This window comes from Pseudomonas sp. RIT357 (assembly GCF_000632245.1).
Taxonomy (GTDB): Bacteria; Pseudomonadota; Gammaproteobacteria; order Pseudomonadales; family Pseudomonadaceae; genus Aquipseudomonas; species Aquipseudomonas sivasensis.
Map to the genome: position 1 here is coordinate 161,293 of NZ_JFYX01000001.1, position 15,419 is coordinate 176,711.

Annotated in this window: 15 protein-coding genes; 10 read left to right on the top strand and 5 right to left on the bottom strand. The window is 59.9% G+C overall.

All coding sequences use genetic code 11. The features are described from left to right. Window positions 1-7: 7 nt before the first annotated feature. A complete protein-coding gene (locus tag BW43_RS26445; protein WP_032884008.1) occupies window positions 8-985 on the bottom strand; it encodes a dipeptidase in 978 nt (325 codons plus the stop codon). 219 nt (window positions 986-1,204) lie between these two features. On the opposite strand from BW43_RS26445, the gene BW43_RS26440 reads away from it, so the two are divergent. Beyond that, complete coding sequence (locus tag BW43_RS26440) at window positions 1,205-1,606, top strand: lysozyme inhibitor LprI family protein (protein WP_032884009.1); 402 nt, start codon at window positions 1,205-1,207, stop codon at window positions 1,604-1,606. Between the two features lie 41 nt (window positions 1,607-1,647). Beyond that, entirely contained in the window at window positions 1,648-2,064 is a 417-nt protein-coding gene (locus BW43_RS26435) for a DUF3010 family protein (RefSeq protein WP_032884011.1), read from the top strand. A 124-nt stretch (window positions 2,065-2,188) separates the two neighbouring features. On the opposite strand, the gene BW43_RS26430 is transcribed toward BW43_RS26435, so the two are convergent. After that, window positions 2,189-3,367, bottom strand: a complete 1,179-nt coding sequence (locus tag BW43_RS26430) for an AAA family ATPase (RefSeq protein WP_032884012.1) — start codon at window positions 3,365-3,367, stop codon at window positions 2,189-2,191. Between the two features lie 68 nt (window positions 3,368-3,435). Then, window positions 3,436-4,380, bottom strand: a complete 945-nt coding sequence (locus tag BW43_RS26425; RefSeq protein ID WP_032884013.1) for a GlxA family transcriptional regulator — start codon at window positions 4,378-4,380, stop codon at window positions 3,436-3,438. Between the two features lie 193 nt (window positions 4,381-4,573). Here BW43_RS26425 and BW43_RS26420 point away from each other — a divergent pair, with 193 nt between their 5' ends. The 5 genes from BW43_RS26420 (at window position 4,574) to BW43_RS26400 (ending at window position 8,702) form a co-directional block, all read left to right on the top strand. Then, the gene (locus tag BW43_RS26420) at window positions 4,574-5,518 is read left to right on the top strand and encodes a choline ABC transporter substrate-binding protein (protein ID WP_032884015.1); all 945 of its coding nucleotides are present in this window, start codon (window positions 4,574-4,576) and stop codon (window positions 5,516-5,518) included. 73 nt (window positions 5,519-5,591) lie between these two features. Further along, entirely contained in the window at window positions 5,592-6,479 is an 888-nt protein-coding gene (locus BW43_RS26415; RefSeq protein WP_032884016.1) for a 3-keto-5-aminohexanoate cleavage protein, read from the top strand. A gap of 125 nt (window positions 6,480-6,604) precedes the next feature. Beyond that, a complete protein-coding gene (locus tag BW43_RS26410; protein WP_032884017.1) occupies window positions 6,605-7,570 on the top strand; it encodes an L-carnitine dehydrogenase in 966 nt (321 codons plus the stop codon). A 140-nt stretch (window positions 7,571-7,710) separates the two neighbouring features. Continuing rightward, window positions 7,711-8,187 carry a thioesterase family protein gene (locus BW43_RS26405; protein WP_032884018.1) on the top strand — a complete coding sequence of 159 codons (477 nt, stop codon included), beginning with the start codon at window positions 7,711-7,713 and terminating at the stop codon, window positions 8,185-8,187. Window positions 8,188-8,438: 251 nt separating this feature from the next. Beyond that, a complete protein-coding gene (locus BW43_RS26400; RefSeq protein WP_032884020.1) occupies window positions 8,439-8,702 on the top strand; it encodes a hypothetical protein in 264 nt (87 codons plus the stop codon). Between the two features lie 103 nt (window positions 8,703-8,805). Here BW43_RS26400 and BW43_RS26395 read toward each other — a convergent pair whose 3' ends face one another. Both BW43_RS26395 and BW43_RS26390 read right to left on the bottom strand, forming a co-directional pair. Next, complete coding sequence (locus BW43_RS26395) at window positions 8,806-9,909, bottom strand: GlxA family transcriptional regulator (protein ID WP_032884022.1); 1,104 nt, start codon at window positions 9,907-9,909, stop codon at window positions 8,806-8,808. Window positions 9,910-10,500: 591 nt separating this feature from the next. Further along, entirely contained in the window at window positions 10,501-11,877 is a 1,377-nt protein-coding gene (locus BW43_RS26390; RefSeq protein WP_032884024.1) for an L-serine ammonia-lyase, read from the bottom strand. Window positions 11,878-12,293: 416 nt separating this feature from the next. Here BW43_RS26390 and BW43_RS26385 point away from each other — a divergent pair, with 416 nt between their 5' ends. The 3 genes from BW43_RS26385 to choV all read left to right on the top strand — a co-directional run bounded on the left by BW43_RS26385 (window position 12,294) and on the right by choV (window position 15,331). Further along, on the top strand, window positions 12,294-13,241 hold the full coding sequence (locus BW43_RS26385; protein ID WP_032884025.1) for a choline ABC transporter substrate-binding protein: 948 nt from the start codon (window positions 12,294-12,296) through the stop codon (window positions 13,239-13,241). A 69-nt stretch (window positions 13,242-13,310) separates the two neighbouring features. Further along, window positions 13,311-14,156 (top strand): choline ABC transporter permease subunit, encoded by an 846-nt coding sequence (gene choW / locus BW43_RS26380; protein ID WP_003194913.1) that lies wholly within the window; start codon window positions 13,311-13,313, stop codon window positions 14,154-14,156. Further along, on the top strand, window positions 14,153-15,331 hold the full coding sequence (choV, locus tag BW43_RS26375; RefSeq protein ID WP_032884027.1) for a choline ABC transporter ATP-binding protein: 1,179 nt from the start codon (window positions 14,153-14,155) through the stop codon (window positions 15,329-15,331). Before choW ends, choV begins: the two co-directional genes overlap by 4 nt. Window positions 15,332-15,419: the final 88 nt, after the last annotated feature.

Here is a 15,419-nt window from a genome sequence, read left to right on the forward strand (position 1 = left end):
CGGTGGCTTATTCGCCCCAGACGTCCTTGAGCACGTTGACCCAGTTCTCGCCCATGATCTTGCGCACCACGCGCTCGCTGTGGCCGCGCTTGAGCAGGGTTTCGGTGAGGTTGGGGAACTCGCCCACGGTGCGGATGCCCAGCGGGTTGATGATCTTGCCGAAGCTAGTCAGGCGGCGGGCGTAGCCCTTGTCATGGGTCAGCATTTCGAAGAAATCCTGGCCATGGCCCTGGGTGAAGTCGGTGCCGATGCCAATGGCGTCTTCGCCGACGATGTTCATGGTGTATTCGATGGCTTCGGCGTAGTCGTCGATGGTCGAATCGATGCCCTTGGCGAGGAACGGCGCGAACATGGTCACGCCGACAAAGCCGCCGTGGTCGGCGATGAACTTCAGCTCTGCATCGGACTTGTTGCGCGGGTGCTCTTTAAGACCGGAAGGCAAGCAGTGGGAGTAGCACACCGGCTTTTTCGATTCGAGGATGACTTCTTCGGAGGTTTTGGAGCCGACGTGGGACAGGTCGCACATGATGCCGACGCGGTTCATCTCGCCGACGATCTCGCGCCCGAAGCCCGACAGGCCGCCGTCACGCTCGTAGCAACCGGTGCCGACCAGGTTCTGGGTGTTGTAGCACATCTGCACCACACCAACGCCGAGCTGCTTGAAGATCTCGACGTAGCCGAGTTGGTCTTCAAACGCGTGGGCATTCTGGAAGCCGAAAATGATGCCGGTCTTACCCAGTTCCTTGGCGCGACGGATGTCGGCGGTGGTTTTCACCGGGATCACCAGGTCACTGTTCTCGCGGATCAGGGTCTGGCTCGCGACGATGTTATTGATGGTGGCCTGAAACCCTTCCCACACCGACACGGTGCAGTTGGCGGCGGTGAGGCCACCTTTGCGCATGTCCTCGAACAGGTCGCGGTTCCACTTGGCAATAATCAGCCCGTCGATAACGATGCTGTCGGCGTGCAATTCGGCTGGGCTCATCAGGCGTCCCCTTATTGGCGATTCATGCGCCGAATCGTCTGCCGGCGCTTTGGGGCCAGCATATGCCCAGGGGCAACCTGAGCCGGGTGCAAAAACGACAGGGGAATTGCCGAAAGCGTCAATCCGCGACAAAGGCCTACATGACAGCTCTGACTGGCGACTGTTCTTTGTCTTACGCTTGAGCCAGAATTCCCGCATCACCTGATATGAGACGGCGCAATGAAATCGATTTTCCTGGCTTTGGCACTCATCGCAACCGGCGTCCACGCGGCTGAAGACACCGACAGCACGCCGTGCGATGGCATCGAAAACGACAAGCAAACCCTGGAATGCGCCACTTACAACAAAACCACCGCCGAACAATTGTTGAAAGACAACTATCAGGGCCTGCTGGAACGCATGGGTTCTACCTATGGCAGCGACAAGACCAAGCTCGCCGACATTACCGCTCGTCTGAAGGACGCCCAGCAGAAGTGGGAAAAACTACGTGACGCCGATTGCGCGGTGGACACCTTCCCGGCAGTGACCGGCACCAAAGCCTATGCGATTGCGCAAAATGACTGCCTGGCGCGGATGAGTGATGAGCGGTCGGAGTTTTTGGAGTCGATTGGGCAGGAATAAGCGACAATCCCCGCCACTTTTACTCTGAGCCAAGGTTTTTCATGACTATCTGCGGCATCGAAATCAAAGGCAGCGAAGCCATCATCGCTGTCGCCTCCCTGGACAACCAGGCGCTGAGCCACGTCGCCCTGGCTACCAAGAAAATCGCCCTTGAAGACGATGATGAAGCGGCCAACGTCAAAGCCTTTGCCGCCCAGGTGAAGGCCTTCGTGCAGGCCAACGCCGTCACTCGCATCGCGATCAAGAAGCGCAGCAAAAAAGGCGAATTCGCCGGTGGCCCGACCACGTTCAAGATTGAAGGGGTGTTTCAACTGCTGGAGGGGGTTGAGGTGACGTTGCTGTCGCCGCAGACCATCAATGCGCAGAACAAGAAGCACACCTTTGAACTGCCGGCGACGTTGAACAAGTATCAGCATGAGGCCTTCAAGACCGCGTGCTCCGCCCTGCTGAAGAAATAAGCCACGCCGAAATCCACTGTGGGAGGGGGCTTGCTCCCGATGGTGGTGGATCAGCTTGCTCATGCATTGGCTGACCTACCGCTATCGGGAGCAAGCCCCCTCCCACACTGGGTCTGTGGTGTTTTCAGTGGGGCGTATGGCGCTTGTGCCGCAGCCAATCGCCGAACGTTTTGTCCTCCAGGGCATACCCACCCCGGCTCGACTTCCACACCAACTCCTTATCGCGTAACGCATCGATACAGGCCTGAATGGTCTGGGTGCCCGGCACCACGTCGCTGCCCATGTCCTCCAATGCCTTGCTGACCGCTATGAGTGTGCTGTCGGTAAACGGCGCAAAAGGTTCGTTGTTGTGTGAGCGCGCCACCATCACCTCCAACACCGCACGCTGCGGGATCGTCAGGGCGTTCCAAGCGCTTTCGAATTCGGTCCATACACCCGCGCGCAGCAGTTCGGCGCGGCTGTGCAGCAGTTCGCCCAGATTGCTGGCCTCGCCCAACTCCAACGCCACTTCGCCGATGATCGTGCGCAGCATTTCGGGACGACGACCGACCAACTCGAAGGCTTCGTCGATATCCGCAGCACTGAATTGATTGTCTTGGGCCAAGTGCGCATTGAGGTGCACGGTGTAGGCCTGGGTGAACTCTTTGCCCAGCAACGGAAACGGCGTAATGCTGGAGCCGAAAAACGGTTGGCTTTTGCCCAGCACCAAATGGGCCAGTTTGTCGCGATTGGAGCCCGTGAACACGAGATGCAATCCGCTGCCCTCCTCGTCACGGCCCTGGTTGAGTTGGTCCCGGGCAGCTTTGAGCGCGAACATCGCGTTGATACCCGAATCGCTGGTCAATGCGTGCTGTGCTTCGTCTATCACCAGCACGACGGTTTTTTGCGCAACGCTGTGGAGCAATTCCAAAGCTTGGGTCAACGTGGCGCCGACCGGCAATTGTGGCTTGCTGAAATCCCAGGACAGGGTACGCAGAAAGCTGAGCTTCTCGATCCCGATATTCTTGGCCAGCTTACGAATGCCCTTTTCATAGGGAACCAGCGCAGCGGCTATGGCGCTGGCGATCAACTCGGCGGGGTCCTTTTCCTTGTCGGCCCACAAATCCACGTACACGGTCAGCCAGCCCCGAAGCTGACACTCCGGGATCAGGTCTTCGCGCAAAAAAGTACTCTTACCGGTGCGGCGCGGCGCTGCGAGAAACAGGCCGGAAGTGAAATCCTGAATACCGGCCCCCACAAGACCATCGGCAATGCTGCGCGCCAGGACCGGGCGGCGGAACACGAAACCGCTGTTCTTGGACATGGTTTTATACTCAATTATGGAAAGGACTATAAATTATAGTCACGAGTATAATTGACTATAATTGCCCGTCAAACCACCTCCCGTCGCCGATCCTCCCTCGGGCACTTCGCAAACCTAGCGCGATAGCTGCGCGTGAAATACGACGGCGACTCAAACCCACAGGCAATGCTGACTTCCAGCACGCTTAAATCGCTCTGGCGCAGCAGTTGCCGGGCCTTTTCCAGGCGCAGGCCGAGGTAGAAGTTGCTGGGCGTGTCATTCAGATGCAGGCGAAACAGCCGCTCCAACTGGCGCCGAGTCACCTTGATCGCTTCGGCCAGGGCCAAGGTGCTCAAGGGCGGTTCGGTGTGTTGCTCCATTTCGCCGATCACTTGCACCAATTTTTTGTTGTTGATGCCGTAGCGCGTAGCGATCTGCATGCGCTGGTGGTCTTTGCGTGGGCGGATGCGGCCGAGTACGAATTGTTCGGAGACTTGAATCGCCAGTTCCGGGCCGTGGGCCTGGGCGATCAGGTCGAGCATCAGGTCGATGGACGCGGTGCCGCCGGCGCAGGTGATGCGGCGGCGGTCGATCTCGAACAGCTCCTGGGTGACGGTCAGGTGAGGATAGGACTCCTTGAACGCGTCGATGGCTTCCCAGTGCAGGGTCAGGCGATGGCCGTCAAGCAGGCCGGCTTCGGCGAGGACGCAGGCGCCGGTATCAATGGCACCAAGGGTCACGCCGTCGTGGTCGAGGCGACGCAGCCAGTGTTCCAGGGCGGGGGTGGCGAACTGCAGCGGCTCAAAGCCGGCCACCACCAGCAAGGTCGCCCCTTTTTTCAGCGGCTCCAGCCCGGCATCCGCGTTGACCGACATGCCATTGCTCGCCAACACCGCGCCGCCATCGGCACTCAGCACATGCCAGCGGTACAGCTCGCCACGAAAGCGGTTGGCCACCCGTAGCGGTTCCAGCGCGGAGATAAAACCAATGGCCGAAAACCCCGGCATCAGCAGAAAGTAGAAATCCTGGGACATGGTGGCGCTCTCGTCGGACGGGCAGCGTGGCACTGTGATACTCCCGTTCAGGGGCGGATTCAAGGGGGCAGGTCGCTGCAGTGCAAGAGGTGGTCGCCGCCGTGCGTTTTGCTGGCCCCTGGCTTGCGTAACTTGGCTGCACGGCGCACAAAGACGCCGGACCCCACAATAACGACCTGCCGAGGGATCCACCATGAATCGACTGATCAGCCGCTGCGTGCTTGCACTCAGTGCCAGCGCTATTTTGAGCACCAATGTGATGGCAGCGGATGCCGCTTCATGCCAGAACGTGCGCATGGGCGTGGTGAACTGGACCGACGTCATCGCCACCAGCGCCATGACCCAAGTACTGCTCGACGGCCTCGGCTATAAGACCAAACAAACCAGCGCCTCCCAGCAAATCATCTTCGCCGGCATCCGCGACCAGCGCCTGGACTTGTTCCTGGGGTACTGGAACCCGCTGATGACCCAGACCATCACGCCATTCGTCGATGCCAAACAAGTCAAAGTCCTCGACAAACCAAGCCTGGAAGACGCCCGCGCCACCCTCGCCGTGCCGACTTACCTGGCGGACAAGGGCCTGAAAACCTTCGCCGATATCGCCAAATTCGAAAAAGAACTGGGTGGCAAGATCTACGGCATCGAGCCGGGCTCAGGGGCTAACACCCAGATCAAGGCGATGATCGCCAAGAATCAGTTCGGCCTGGGCAAATTCCAACTGGTGGAATCCAGCGAAGCCGGCATGCTCGCCGCCGTCGACCGCGCCGTTCGCCGCAAGGAAGCCGTGGTGTTTTTTGGCTGGGCGCCGCACCCGATGAACGTCAACGTGGCGATGACTTATCTCACCGGCAGCGACGACGCCCTGGGCCCGAACGAAGGCATGGCGACCGTCTGGACCGTCACTTCGCCGACCTACGCCGAGCAGTGCCCCAATGTGCACAAACTGCTGACCAACCTGACCTTCACCGCGGCCGACGAGAGCCGAATGATGCAGCCGTTGCTGGATCACAAGGACGCTATCGAGTCGGCCAAGCAGTGGCTCAAGGATCACCCTCAAGACCAGGCTCGCTGGCTGGAAGGCGTGACCACCTTCGATGGCAAACCGGCCGCCGCCAACCTGCAATTGACCGGCAAGTAACACCCTTTCAACCACTGCTTCGCAGCCAGACACGGCTGCGAACGGCATCACCACGCCTGTAAGGAACCGTCTCATGAATCACGACGTCATCATCACCTGCGCACTCACCGGTGCTGGCGACACGACCGCCAGAAGCCCACACGTGCCGGTCACCCCCAAACAAATCGCAGCCGCAGCGGTTGAAGCCGCCAAGGCCGGCGCCACCGTGGTGCACTGCCATGTGCGTGACCCCGAAACCGGCAAGTTCAGCCGCGACGTGGCGCTGTATCGCGAAGTGATGGAGCGCATCCGCGAGGCGGACATCGACATCATCGTCAACCTCACCGCCGGCATGGGCGGCGACCTGGAGATCGGCGGCGGCGAGAACCCGATGGAGTTCGGCCCCAATACCGACCTGGTCGGCCCGCTGACGCGCTTGGCCCATGTGGAAGAACTGCTGCCGGAAATCTGCACACTGGACTGCGGCACGCTGAACTTCGGCGATGGCGACACCATTTACGTGTCCACCCCTGCGCAGTTGCGCGCCGGTGCCAAACGCATTCAAGAGTTGGGTGTAAAAGCCGAACTGGAAATTTTCGACACCGGCCACCTGTGGTTCGCCAAGCAGATGATCAAGGAGGGCCTGCTCGACAACCCGCTGTTCCAACTGTGCCTGGGCATCCCATGGGGCGCGCCGGCCGACACCACCACCATGAAAGCCATGGTCGACAACCTGCCCGCCGACGCAGTGTGGGCGGGCTTCGGCATCGGCCGCATGCAAATGCCGATGGCGGCGCAAGCGGTACTGCTGGGCGGCAATGTGCGGGTAGGCCTGGAAGACAATCTGTGGCTGGACAAGGGCGTGCTGGCGACCAATGGGCAGTTGGTAGAACGGGCCAGTGAGATCCTCAGCCGCTTGGGCGCGCGAGTCATGACCCCCGCAGAGGGCCGGGCAAAGATGGGCCTCACCAAACGCCGCTGATCAACATGTGGGAGGGGGCTTGCCCCCGATGGCGGAGGATCAGCACCAGCTGTATCGACTGACACACCGCTATCGGGGGCAAGCCCCCTCCCACAGGGGATTACCAACCTCTTTAGGAATGTGCCATGAGCTTTATCACCGAAATCAAAACCTTCGCCGCGCTCGGCAACGGTGTCATCGGCAGTGGCTGGGTATCCCGCGCCCTCGCCCACGGCCTTGATGTAATCGCCTGGGATCCGGCCCCCGGCGCCGAAGCCGCCCTGCGCAAACGCGTTGCCAACGCATGGGGTGCGCTTGAGAAAAAAGGCCTCGCACCCGGCGCATCCCAAGACCGCCTGCGCTTTGTCGCCACCATTGAAGAGTGCGTAAAAGACGCTGACTTCATCCAGGAAAGCGCCCCAGAACGCCTGGAGCTGAAGCTGGAACTGCACGGCAAAATCAGCGCCGCTGCCAAGCCCAACGCACTGATCGGCTCGAGCACTTCGGGCCTGCTGCCCAGTGAGTTCTACGAGAGCTCAACCCACCCTGAGCGCTGCGTGGTCGGTCACCCGTTCAACCCGGTTTACCTGCTGCCATTGGTGGAAGTGGTCGGCGGCAAAAACACCGCGCCCGACGCTATTCAAGCCGCGATCAAGGTGTACGAATCCCTCGGCATGCGCCCGTTGCATGTGCGTAAGGAAGTCCCCGGCTTCATTGCCGATCGCCTGCTCGAAGCGCTCTGGCGTGAAGCGTTGCACCTGGTGAATGACGGCGTGGCGACCACCGGCGAAATCGACGATGCCATCCGCTTTGGCGCAGGGTTGCGCTGGTCGTTCATGGGCACCTTCCTGACCTACACCCTGGCGGGCGGCGATGCGGGGATGCGGCATTTCATGGCGCAGTTTGGTCCGGCGCTGCAGTTGCCGTGGACGTATCTGCCGGCGCCCGAGCTGACTGACAAATTGATTGATGATGTGGTGGATGGCACTAGCGATCAGTTGGGTACACACAGCATTTCGGCACTGGAACGCTATCGTGATGATTGCCTGTTGGCGGTGCTGGAAGCGGTAAAAACCACCAAAGCCAAGCACGGTATGACTTTCGCCGAATAACCCACGTGGGAGGGGCGGTGCGACGATTCGACTTGCCCCCCGATAGCATTGGATCAGTCAAGAAATCTGGCAACTGACACACCGCTATCGGGGGCAAGCTCCTCCCACATTTTGACCGAGTACTGATCCGGGAGTTTTCCATGCCTGCACTGACGACCTACACCACAGCAATCCTCCCCGAGTGGGTCGACTACAACGGCCACCTGCGCGACGCGTTCTACCTGCTGATCTTCAGCTACGCGACCGACGCGCTGATGGACACGTTGGGCCTGGACAGCGAAAACCGCGACGCCAGCGGCCACTCGCTGTTCACCCTGGAACTGCACCTGAACTACCTGCATGAGGTGAAACTCGGCGCCGAGGTTGAGGTGCATACCCAACTGATCGCCCATGACGCCAAGCGGCTGCACCTCTATCACAGCCTCCATCTTGTGGGCGAAGAGCGGGCGCTGGCGGGTAACGAACAGATGCTCTTGCACGTCGATCTGGCCGGCCCGCATTCGGCGCCGTTTACCGAGGCGACGCTGGAAAAAATCATCGCTGTCAGCGCTGCACAGGCTGACCTGCCCAAGCCTGCCCTGCTTGGCCGTGTCATCGGTTTGCCGGTCAGACAATAAGCAAAAAAAAACCCGATCCAATGTGGAGTGGATCGGGGCAGAGTGCCTTGTGTGAGCCGTACATCCCGAGGGTGACCAAACCGTCAAGCTGTGTGCCTGGGTTCAGTGTGCCGATAAGTGCGGTTGGCAAATGGCCCGAAAACGACACGCTCATAGCCATCTGAGGCATTCGCGCATTCTGCCCTTGCCGACCGCATGGGCGGCTACCAGAATCCCAGTCAGACCTCGCTCCCCTCACCAGGATAAACGTCATGATGCATGCGGATTTGATTGACCAGGATGACCTGCTGGGCCAACTGCGCTCACTGGGTTTCGACGTGTCCAGCGGCGCCACCGCTGAGCAGGCCTGCGAGTGCGCCGTGCGCGGTTTGAGCGAAGCACGGGCCAAAGCGCTCAAGGGCATGGTGGAACAGATGTACAGCGGCAGCGCGACGATCCTGCCGGCGGTGCGTCAGGCGATTGATAAGCAGCTGTTGCCGGCTTTGGTGCAGTTCAAGCAGAACTCTGGTGTCTGATAGAACGCTATTGAGAGCAAGTCGAATCGTCGCACCGTCCCTCCCACACTTGGAATCCATTCCCATGTGAGAGGGGGCTTGCTCCCGATGCAGTCAACTCGGTCTAAAGCCGCACGCTCGCAAAAGTCGACTCATTGCGCGCCTGACTCAACGCCGACATCGGCCCGGCCAACGGTGACAACACCAACGCCTGCGGAATCGGCATCATCGCCACCTGCTGGGTGGTGTTGGAACCGACGCGCTCATCCCGTGGCGGAATGCCGAAGTATTCGCGGTAGCACTTGGAGAAGTGCGGCGTAGACACAAACCCGCACACCGAGGCCACTTCGATGATCGACATCGGCGTTTGCTTGAGCAACTGCCGTGCACGGATCAGGCGCAGTTTGAGGTAGTAGCGCGACGGCGAGCAGTGCAGGTATTTCTGGAACAGGCGCTCCAGCTGGCGCCGCGACACGGCGACGTACACCGCCAGTTCGTCCAGATCGATCGGCTCTTCCAGGTTGGCTTCCATCAACGCCACAATTTCCTGCAGCTTCGGCTGGTTGGTGCCCAGCATGTGCTTGAGCGGCACACGCTGGTGATCCTGTTCGTTGCGGATGCGCTCGTACACAAACATCTCGGAGATCGCTGCCGACAGTTCGCGGCCATGATCGCGGCTGATCAGGTGCAGCATCATGTCCAGCGGCGCGGTGCCGCCGGAGCTGGTGAAGCGATTGCGGTCGAGGGTGAACAGGCGTGTGCTCATGGCCACGCGCGGGAAGGCTTCCTGCATCGACGCCAGGCATTCCCAGTGCACGCTGCAATCAAACCCATCAAGCAGGCCGGCGCAAGCCAGGGCCCAACTGCCGGTGCAGACGGCGCCAAGACGGCGGGACTGGCGCGCCTGGCTTTGCAGCCACGACACGTGTTCACGGGTAACGGTGCGCTGAATACCCACGCCGCCGCACACGATGACGGTGTCCAGGGCCGGAGCTTTGTGCATGGAGGCATCGGGGGTGATTTGCAGACCGTCGCTGGCCCAGACCTGGTTGCCGTCGACACTCAGGGTTGTCCAGCGATACAACTCGCGACCGGACAATTGGTTGGCCATGCGCAGCGGTTCCACGGCTGACGCCAGGGAAATCAGCGTGAAATTGTCCAACAGCAAAAAGCCGATGGATTGAGGCGCACGGTTCTGGGGTTGGGCCCCTGAGTTGAACGACGTCATCGCGGTATCTCCTCACACTAAGCGGGTGTTGGCCTCAGGCGAGGCTCTTGTTATGGCGGTCGGCCTCAGGAAGGCGACGCTTTAAATAGATAGAGCAAATGCCATGCCTAAAATTGAATGGCTATTCAATAACTCCTGAAAACGACCTTATGACGTGTCTATATAAGCCCGCGCAGGAAGTGCGGGATACGGCCGAAAAGGGACGTAGGAGCAGCACTGCTAAGGGGTGTGAGCAGATCGGTAGCACTTGTGGGAAGGCGCTTTGCGGGCGTAGGAGAAGTCTGTCACCCCATGCACAGGTGACGGGTGGTCGGAGCGGAAATCGTTCGGGAGCTACTTATCTGTTTGCGACGCGCTAAAAGGTGGCGATTTTGGTTGGAGTGTTCACTTGTAGTGAGCGGGCTTGCCCCGCGCTGGGTGGCGAAGCCGCCCCAAAATCAGGCGACCGGGTTTTATCTGAAACTATGTGGTGCCTTTATTGATTGGGGCGGCTTCGCCACCCAGCGCGGGGCAAGCCCGCTCACCACAAAAGCCCGGCTCACCACAAAAGCCCTGTTCATCACTAAGGCCCTGTTCATCACAACAAGCTCATCAGCACTCCACTGCACTGACCGCCAACCCACCCCGCGATGTCTCTTTGTACTTGTCATGCATATCTGCCCCGGTATCGCGCATGGTGCGGATTACCCGGTCCAGGGAAATAAAGTGCTGACCGTCGCCACGCAAGGCCATTTGCGCCGCGTTGATCGCTTTCACCGCCGCAATCGCATTGCGCTCGATGCACGGCACTTGCACCAACCCGCCCACGGGGTCGCAGGTCAGGCCGAGGTTGTGTTCCAGGCCAATTTCAGCGGCGTTGCACAGTTGCTCCGGCGTAGCGCCAAGAATCTCGGCCAGCCCGGCCGCGGCCATGGCACACGCAGAACCCACTTCCCCCTGGCAACCGACTTCGGCACCCGAGATTGAGGCGTTCTTCTTGCACAGAATCCCTACCGCCGCAGCACTGAGCAGGTAGTCGACCACGTTGGCTTCGGTGACTTCGTCGCTGAACTTCATGAAGTAGTGCAACACCGCCGGAATAATCCCCGCCGCGCCATTGGTAGGCGCGGTGACCATGCGCCCACCGGCGGCGTTTTCTTCGTTGACCGCGAGGGCGAACAGGTTGACCCACTCCATGGCGCTCAACGTCGAGCCAATCACATTAGGCTTGTTCAACTCCTGCAGGCTGCGGTGCAACTTGGCCGCGCGGCGACGCACGTTAAGGCCGCCAGGCAGGATGCCTTCGTGCTTGAGGCCCTGCTCCACGCACGCTTGCATGGCGCGCCAAAGCTTCATCAGGCCGCTGCGGATTTCTTCTTCGGAGCGCCAGACCTTTTCGTTGGCCAGCATCAACTCGGCAACGCGCAGGTTGTGGGTCTTGCACAACTGCAACAACTCCACCGCGCTGGAAAAGTCATAGGGCAACTCGGTGCGGTCCATATCCGCCACGCCGCTTCGGGCCTGGGCTTCATCCACCACGAAACCACCGCCCACTGAGTAGTAGGTGTCGCGGTGCAGCTCGCCATCATCACCAACTACCACCAAGGTCATGGCGTTGGGGTGGAACGGCAGGTTCTCATCGAGCAGACGCATGTCCCGTGCCCATACAAACGGCACCGGCAAACGCCCGTCCAGCAGCAGTGTGTCGGTCTCGCGCAGGGTGTGGATGCGCAGGCCGATCTGCGACGGATCAATTGCATCCGGCCACTCGCCCATCAGGCCCATGATGGTAGCGGTGTCGCTGCCGTGGCCGATGCCGGTGGCCGACAACGAGCCGTACAGCTGAACTTCGACGCGCCGTACTTGTTCCAACAATTCACGTTCACGCAGTGCTTGGACGAACAACGCCGCGGCGCGCATGGGGCCGACGGTGTGAGAACTAGAAGGCCCGATGCCGATCTTGAACAGGTCGAAAACGCTGATAGCCATTAACGTGGAACTCCTCGATAAGCACGGGCCGGACTTGAACAAGCTGCTACGCTCAGATCGCCCAGATGGCGGCATCATCAAGGTTTTATCTGCCGTCACGGCGTCTCACACCGACGCACCCATGCTCACCAGCGTCGCTCGCGTGCGATCGCCTGTTTTGGCCGTTTTCAGCGGCGCAGATGGGCAAAAACTGCGGTTTTGCCTTGGGAAAAACCTGTAAGCGACGTCACCGACACTGGATGCGACCCTCCCTGTACTGGATACGACGCCCCCTGTAGGCGTCAGATTTTCACTGGTACATGATCAGTCTCGACTCGTTTGCAAGGCACCGTGGCAGAGCTGTTGTCGCACGCTCCAACCGCAACACTTATAAAGCGCGGCGAAGGCCGCCAGAAAAAACACAGGAGTCTACCCAGATGAAAGGTTCACCCTCGTTGTTGTTGGCCGCCATGCTGAGTCTTCCCGTCATGGCGCACGCTGCAGAACCGGAACAGTGCAAGACCGTCAACTTCTCCGATGTCGGCTGGACCGACATTACCGTCACTACCGCGACCACCAGCGAAATCCTCAAGGGCCTGGGCTACAAGCCGCGCACCACGATGATTTCGGTACCGGTGACTTACAAGTCCCTGGCCGACGGCAAGAATATGGATATTTTCCTCGGCAACTGGATGCCGACCATGGAAAACGACATCAAGCAGTACCGTGATGCCGGCACCGTGGAAACCGTGCGCGCCAACCTGGAGAACGCCAAATACACCCTGGCGGTCCCCGAGGCGCTGTACAACAAAGGGCTGAAAGACTTCGCCGATATCGCCAAATTCAAGGATGAGTTGGGCGGCAAGATCTACGGCATCGAGCCGGGTAACGACGGCAACCGCACCATCCAGACGCTGATCGATAAAGACGCCTTCGGCCTGAAAACCGCCGGCTTCAAAGTGGTCGAATCCAGCGAAGCCGGAATGCTCTCGCAGGTGGAACGCGCCTCCAAGCGCGACCAGGCCATCGTGTTCCTCGGCTGGGAACCGCACCCGATGAACACCCGTTTCAAGATGAAGTACCTGACCGGGGGTGACGATTCGTTCGGCCCCAACTACGGCCAGGCCACCATCTACACCAACGTCCGCAAGGGCTATACCCAGGAATGCAGCAACGTTGGCCAACTGCTGAAAAACCTGTCGTTCACCTTGAACATGGAAAGCACCCTGATGGGTAACGTCCTTGACGACAAGATGAAGCCCGACGCCGCCGCCAAGGCCTGGCTGAAAAAGAACCCAGAAGTACTCGACACCTGGCTTGCAGGGGTCACCACCGTCGATGGCAAACCAGGTCTGGAGGCCGTCAAAGCGTATCTCGCCAAGTAATACTGCTGACCCCGGGGCGGTACGCTGCCCCGGGATGTATTCCCTCTTCGCATGTGGACATTCACTACCATGCTGACTGAACAGAAAATCCCACTAGGCCAGTACATCGCTGCCTTCGTCGATTGGTTGACCCAACACGGTGCCAACTACTTCGACGCAATCGCATCGACACTGGAAACGATGATCCACGGCGTGACGTTTGCGCTGACCTGGTTCAATCCGCTGGCATTGATCGGTCTGATTGCGCTGCTGGCTCACTTTATTCAACGTAAGTGGGGACTGACGGTTTTTGTCATCGCCTCCTTCCTGCTGATCCTCAACCTGGGGTACTGGCAGGAAACCATGGAGACCCTGGCGCAGGTGCTGTTCGCCACCCTGGTCTGCGTGGTCATCGGTGTGCCGCTGGGCATTGTTGCCGCGCACAAACCGATGTTCTACACCATGATGCGGCCGGTGCTCGATCTGATGCAGACCGTACCGACCTTCGTCTACCTCATCCCTACCCTGACCCTCTTCGGGCTGGGTGTGGTGCCTGGGTTGATCTCCACGGTGGTATTCGCCATTGCCGCGCCGATCCGCCTGACCTACCTGGGTATCCGCGATGTACCGCAAGAGTTGATGGACGCCGGCAAGGCCTTTGGCTGCTCGCGCCGTCAGTTGCTCTCGCGCATTGAACTGCCCCACGCCATGCCGAGCATTGCCGCCGGCATTACCCAATGCATCATGCTGTCGCTGTCGATGGTGGTGATCGCCGCGCTGGTAGGCGCCGATGGCCTCGGCAAGCCAGTGGTCAACGCGCTGAACACCGCCGACATCGCCCTGGGCTTTGAAGCGGGCCTGGCAATCGTGTTGCTGGCCATCATGCTCGACCGCATCTGCAAACAACCCGACGCCAAAGTAGGGGGTGATGCATGAGCATTATCCGATTCGACAATGTCGACGTGATCTTCTCCAAAGACCCACGCGAAGCACTCAAGCTGCTCGACCAGGGCATGCATCGCAACGAGATCCTGAAAAAGACCGGGCAGATTGTCGGCGTTGAAAAAGCCAGCCTGGATATCGAGAAAGGTGAAATCTGTGTACTGATGGGCCTGTCGGGCTCCGGCAAATCGAGCTTGCTGCGTTGCATCAACGGCCTTAACACCGTGAGCCGTGGCCAGCTGTTTGTGGAGCATGAAGGTCGCCAGATCGACATCGCTTCCTGCACCCCTGCCGAGCTGAAAATGATGCGCACCAAGCGCATCGCCATGGTGTTCCAGAAGTTTGCCCTGATGCCTTGGCTGACAGTGCGTGAAAACATCAGTTTCGGCCTGGAAATGCAGGGCCGTCCGGAGAAAGAACGGCGCAAGCTGGTGGACGAGAAACTTGAGCTGGTGGGCCTGACCCAGTGGCGCAACAAGAAGCCGGACGAACTCTCCGGCGGTATGCAGCAGCGTGTTGGCCTGGCCCGTGCGTTGGCGATGGACGCCGATATTCTGCTGATGGACGAACCCTTCTCCGCCCTCGACCCGCTGATCCGCCAGGGCTTGCAGGACGAGTTGCTGGAACTGCAACGCAAGCTGAGCAAGACCATCGTGTTCGTGAGTCACGACCTCGACGAGGCGCTCAAGCTGGGCAGCCGCATCGCGATCATGAAAGACGGCAAGATCATTCAGTACAGCGTGCCGGAAGAGATCGTACTCAACCCCGCGGACGACTATGTGCGTACCTTCGTCGCCCACACCAACCCGCTGAACGTGCTGTGCGGCCGCAGCCTGATGCGCACGCTGGACAACTGCACGCGAGTGAACGGCTCGGTGTGCCTCGATCCGGGCGGCGACTCGTGGCTGGACCTGGCCGAGGGCAACACTATCCAGGGCGCCCGTCAGAATGGCGTGGTGATGAACCTGCAGAACTGGGCACCGGGGCAAGCAGTAGAAGGCCTGGGCCGGGTACCGACGCTGGTGGATTCGAATATCGGCATGCGTGATGCGCTGCAGATTCGTTACCAGACAGGGAACAAGCTGGTGTTGCATGACAACAACCAGGTGGTGGGGATCCTGGGCGACAGTGAGCTCTACCACGCCCTGCTGGGCAAAAACCTGGGCTAGCAAACACCGCAAACGCCATTGGAGAAACTGGGTCAAACATGTGGGAGGGGGCTTGCCCCCGATAGCGGTGGATCAGTAACAGATGAAC

What these genes read in the sequence shown, in the direction of transcription:
- BW43_RS26385 (WP_032884025.1), top strand. Translation starts at nt 12,294, where the DNA reads ATGAAAGGTTCACCCTCGTTGTTGTTGGCCGCCATGCTGAGTCTTCCC.
- BW43_RS26395 (WP_032884022.1), bottom strand. Translation starts at nt 9,909, where the DNA reads ATGACGTCGTTCAACTCAGGGGCCCAACCCCAGAACCGTGCGCCTCAA.
- BW43_RS26410 (WP_032884017.1), top strand. Translation starts at nt 6,605, where the DNA reads ATGAGCTTTATCACCGAAATCAAAACCTTCGCCGCGCTCGGCAACGGT.
- BW43_RS26445 (WP_032884008.1), bottom strand. Translation starts at nt 985, where the DNA reads ATGAGCCCAGCCGAATTGCACGCCGACAGCATCGTTATCGACGGGCTG.
- choW (WP_003194913.1), top strand. Translation starts at nt 13,311, where the DNA reads ATGCTGACTGAACAGAAAATCCCACTAGGCCAGTACATCGCTGCCTTC.
- choV (WP_032884027.1), top strand. Translation starts at nt 14,153, where the DNA reads ATGAGCATTATCCGATTCGACAATGTCGACGTGATCTTCTCCAAAGAC.
- BW43_RS26400 (WP_032884020.1), top strand. Translation starts at nt 8,439, where the DNA reads ATGATGCATGCGGATTTGATTGACCAGGATGACCTGCTGGGCCAACTG.
- BW43_RS26435 (WP_032884011.1), top strand. Translation starts at nt 1,648, where the DNA reads ATGACTATCTGCGGCATCGAAATCAAAGGCAGCGAAGCCATCATCGCT.
- BW43_RS26440 (WP_032884009.1), top strand. Translation starts at nt 1,205, where the DNA reads ATGAAATCGATTTTCCTGGCTTTGGCACTCATCGCAACCGGCGTCCAC.
- BW43_RS26390 (WP_032884024.1), bottom strand. Translation starts at nt 11,877, where the DNA reads ATGGCTATCAGCGTTTTCGACCTGTTCAAGATCGGCATCGGGCCTTCT.
- BW43_RS26415 (WP_032884016.1), top strand. Translation starts at nt 5,592, where the DNA reads ATGAATCACGACGTCATCATCACCTGCGCACTCACCGGTGCTGGCGAC.
- BW43_RS26420 (WP_032884015.1), top strand. Translation starts at nt 4,574, where the DNA reads ATGAATCGACTGATCAGCCGCTGCGTGCTTGCACTCAGTGCCAGCGCT.
- BW43_RS26430 (WP_032884012.1), bottom strand. Translation starts at nt 3,367, where the DNA reads ATGTCCAAGAACAGCGGTTTCGTGTTCCGCCGCCCGGTCCTGGCGCGC.
- BW43_RS26405 (WP_032884018.1), top strand. Translation starts at nt 7,711, where the DNA reads ATGCCTGCACTGACGACCTACACCACAGCAATCCTCCCCGAGTGGGTC.
- BW43_RS26425 (WP_032884013.1), bottom strand. Translation starts at nt 4,380, where the DNA reads ATGTCCCAGGATTTCTACTTTCTGCTGATGCCGGGGTTTTCGGCCATT.